The organism is Streptomyces spongiae (genome assembly GCF_009377185.1).
Classification (GTDB): Bacteria; Actinomycetota; Actinomycetes; order Streptomycetales; family Streptomycetaceae; genus Streptomyces; species Streptomyces spongiae.
The window spans coordinates 1-3,238 of the sequence record NZ_VJZC01000841.1; the positions used below are offsets into that span (position 1 = coordinate 1).

The window sequence follows — 3,238 nt, forward strand, 5'->3', positions numbered from 1 at the left end:
TCCCCGGCCCCACCGTGACGGTCACCGCCCCGGCCGGCCAAGAGCCCTCAGGTCATATGCCTCACGCGCAAGCCTCGCACGCGAACGGCGCGAGCGCTGCGATTCCGGCCAGTGAATCTTGGAACGCCACCGACGCGGAAGCCGCACTGCGACCGCACAACTGCCGTGCCTACTCGGGAAGTTGACCACTCCCGGGCTGACGGTCAGTCATACCGCACCCGCCGGTACGGTCGCTCAGCGCTTGGCCACGAAGACGTGCGAGGCGACGTCGGACTCCAGCTCCGCGGCCTCACCGCCACTGCCCACGAGCACACCGCCCGCCGACTCCGTCACACTCACCACGGAACCCGGCTGCACACCCGCACGCCGCAGCGTGTACATCAGCTGCGCGTCCGTCTGGATCGGCTCACCGATGCGCCGCACGACGACGGTCTTGCCCTCGACGCCCGGGTCCAGGTCGGCCAGCGACACCATGCCCTCGTCAAGGAAGGGATCCGCGCCGTCCTTCTCGCCCAGCTCCTCCAGGCCCGGGATCGGGTTCCCGTACGGCGACTCGGTCGGGTGGCGCAGCAGCTCCAGCACGCGGCGCTCCACGGCCTCGCTCATCACGTGCTCCCAACGGCACGCCTCCGCGTGCACCTGCTCCCACTCCAGGCCGATCACGTCGACGAGCAGACACTCCGCGAGGCGGTGCTTGCGCATCACGCGCGTGGCCAGGCGGCGGCCCTCGTCCGTGAACTCCAGGTGGCGGTCCGCGGCGACCGACACCAGACCGTCGCGCTCCATGCGCGCCACCGTCTGGCTGACCGTCGGGCCGCTCTGGTCGAGCCGCTCGGCGATCCGGGCGCGCATCGGGACCACACCTTCCTCCTCCAGTTCGAGGATGGTGCGGAGATACATCTCCGTGGTGTCGATCAGTCCGGACATTCGTGTGCCCCTCGATGAGATCTGCCGAGGGCTCGACGGCTCCCGGCTTGTGCGCTGGCCCTGGATTCAATTCTGCCGGATACCACTGACAACTGTGCCGCGCCGTTGAAACCACGCGGTGACGAGTGGGGTCACGACCGTACCGACGCGGACGCCGTTCCGTCCCCTCGGGCCCCGGTCCCGGCCATATCGGCGGGTCCTGGGTCGGCGGTTGACAGGGAAGTGGTCCAGACCGCACCGTGATCGGCATCCGTTCCACGGGCAACACCAGAGCCGGAAGGGCTGTTTCGGATGGGCGACAGCAAGCTGGCCGAGCGGTTCTTCGACGCCGCGACGGATCTGCTGCGACGGGTGCGGAACGAGGAGACGGAGGCCATCGCGGCCGCCGGCACGCTGATCGCGGACACCGTGGCCGACGGCGGCCGGCTCTTCGCCTTCGGCGCCGGGCACTCCTCGCTCGCCGCCCAGGACATGGTCTACCGCGCGGGCGGCCTCGCCCTGATGAACCTGCTCGCCGTGCCCGGCGCCGTCGGCGTCGAGGCGCCCGCCACCCTGGGCTCCGCCCTGGAACGGGTCGACGGCCTCGCGACCGCGGTCCTGGACACCAGCCCGCTCCGCTCCGGCGACCTCCTGGTGATCATCTCACTCTCCGGCCGCAACGCCCTCCCCGTCGAGATGGCGGCACACGCCCGCGACCTGGGGGTCAAGGTCATCGGCGTGACCTCGGTGGCGTACGCCTCTCAGACGACCTCCCGGAACGCCTCCGGCACCTACCTCAAGGACCACTGCGACATCGTCCTCGACTCCAAGATCCCCGTGGGCGACGCCGAGCTCACCGCCGAGAACATCGAGGCCCCCTTCGCCCCCGCCTCCACCGTCGTCACCAGCGCCCTCCTCCAGGCCGTCATGGCCACCGCCGCCGGCGCCCTCGCCGACCGCGGCATCGAACCCCCACTCCTGCGCTCGGGCAACGTCGACGGCGGCCACGAGTGGAACAGCCGCATCATGCGCGAGTACGGCGACCGGATCTTCTACCTGGGCTAGGTGGTGTGCCGGAGTGCGGTGGGGGAACCCTGGGACGGAAATCCGGCGTACAACGATTTCCCCCAATCTTGCGGGAAGCTGATGTGTGCTGGGTCACGTTCGAGTTGAATGACTACTGAGTAGCAAACCGACGCGCCGTACGTGCGGACGCAGCCTGCAGGGGGTTCAGGTGAGTGCTTCCCGGCGTAGTGGAACCACGGACGAGCTGGGGCCCGACGAGCCCGAGCGCGGCACGGACGCGCCCGTGGCCGACGAAGCCGATCCCGCCGTCGAGGCGGACGAGCCCGAGCGCGACGACTCGGACCTCCTCGCCGCACTGCTCGACGGCATGGACGCCGCGCTGTGCGCGTTCGACGCCGACGGAGCCGTCACACACTGGAACCGCGAGGCCGAACGCATCCTCGGCTGGACCGCCACGGAGGCCGTCGGACGGCACGGATTCGCCGGCTGGGCCGTACGGACCGCGGACGCCGAGGAGGTCGAGGGGCGGCTCATGTCCGCCATGCACGCCCCCGGACGGCAGGTCCACGAGTTCGCGCTGCTGACCAAGGACGGCGGGCGCGTCCTCGTGCGCACCCAGTCGGCCGCCGTCCGCGGCCCCGACGGCAAACCCGCCGGCGTCTACTGCGCCTTCAGCGAGGTGCACGCCCAGATCGACCTGGAGCGGTCCATCGCCCTCAGCGAGGCCCTGTTCGAGGACGCCAGCTGGGGAGTCGTCCTCGTCGACGCCGACCTGCGGCCCGCCGTCGTGAACGCGCACGCGGCCCGCTCACTCGGCACAGGACGTACGGCCGTCCTCGGACGCCCCCTCGGCGAACTCCTCACCCAGGGCGTCGAGGAACTCGAGAGCGCCCTCACCCACGTACTCGCCGAGGGCGCCCCGCCCGCACCGGCCGAGATCTGGGTCGGCGTGCGCACCCCCGACGGCGAGAAACGGCGCTGCTGGCGCAGCGGCTTCCTGCGCCTGGCCTCACCCCTCGCCGAGGAACCCGTCCCCCTCGGCGTCGGCTGGCTCTTCCAGGACGTCACCGAATCCAAGCAGAGCGAGCAGGAGGCCGCACTGCTCCGCTTCCGCACCAACCAGCTCCACCGGGCCACGCGCGCCGCCGCCGAGTGCGAGAACCCCGCCGAGGCCGCCACCGTCCACCTCGACTTCTCCCTCGCCGGGTTCGCCGACCACGCGATCGTCGACCGGGTGACCGCGGGCCCGGCCACGGACGCCGACGCCCCGGTACGGCTCGTACGCGCCGCCGCGACCCCCTCCGGC

General features: G+C 71.3%; 3 protein-coding genes. 2 read left to right on the forward strand and 1 reads right to left on the reverse strand.

What is annotated here, in order from left to right:
- Window positions 1–234: 234 nt before the first annotated feature.
- Window positions 235–927 carry a metal-dependent transcriptional regulator gene (locus FNH08_RS47570; RefSeq protein WP_152778128.1) on the reverse strand — a complete coding sequence of 231 codons (693 nt, stop codon included), beginning with the start codon at window positions 925–927 and terminating at the stop codon, window positions 235–237.
- A 291-nt stretch (window positions 928–1,218) separates the two neighbouring features.
- Between FNH08_RS47570 and FNH08_RS47575 the strand changes: the two genes are divergently transcribed.
- A complete protein-coding gene (locus FNH08_RS47575; protein ID WP_152778129.1) occupies window positions 1,219–1,971 on the forward strand; it encodes an SIS domain-containing protein in 753 nt (250 codons plus the stop codon).
- A gap of 169 nt (window positions 1,972–2,140) precedes the next feature.
- On the forward strand, window positions 2,141–3,238 hold a 1,098-nt coding region (locus FNH08_RS47580), incomplete at its 3' end, for a PAS domain-containing protein (protein WP_322726591.1).

Coding starts and splice junctions, on each gene's coding strand:
- FNH08_RS47575 (WP_152778129.1), top strand. CDS start 1,219: ATGGGCGACAGCAAGCTGGCCGAGCGGTTCTTCGACGCCGCGACGGAT.
- FNH08_RS47570 (WP_152778128.1), bottom strand. CDS start 927: ATGTCCGGACTGATCGACACCACGGAGATGTATCTCCGCACCATCCTC.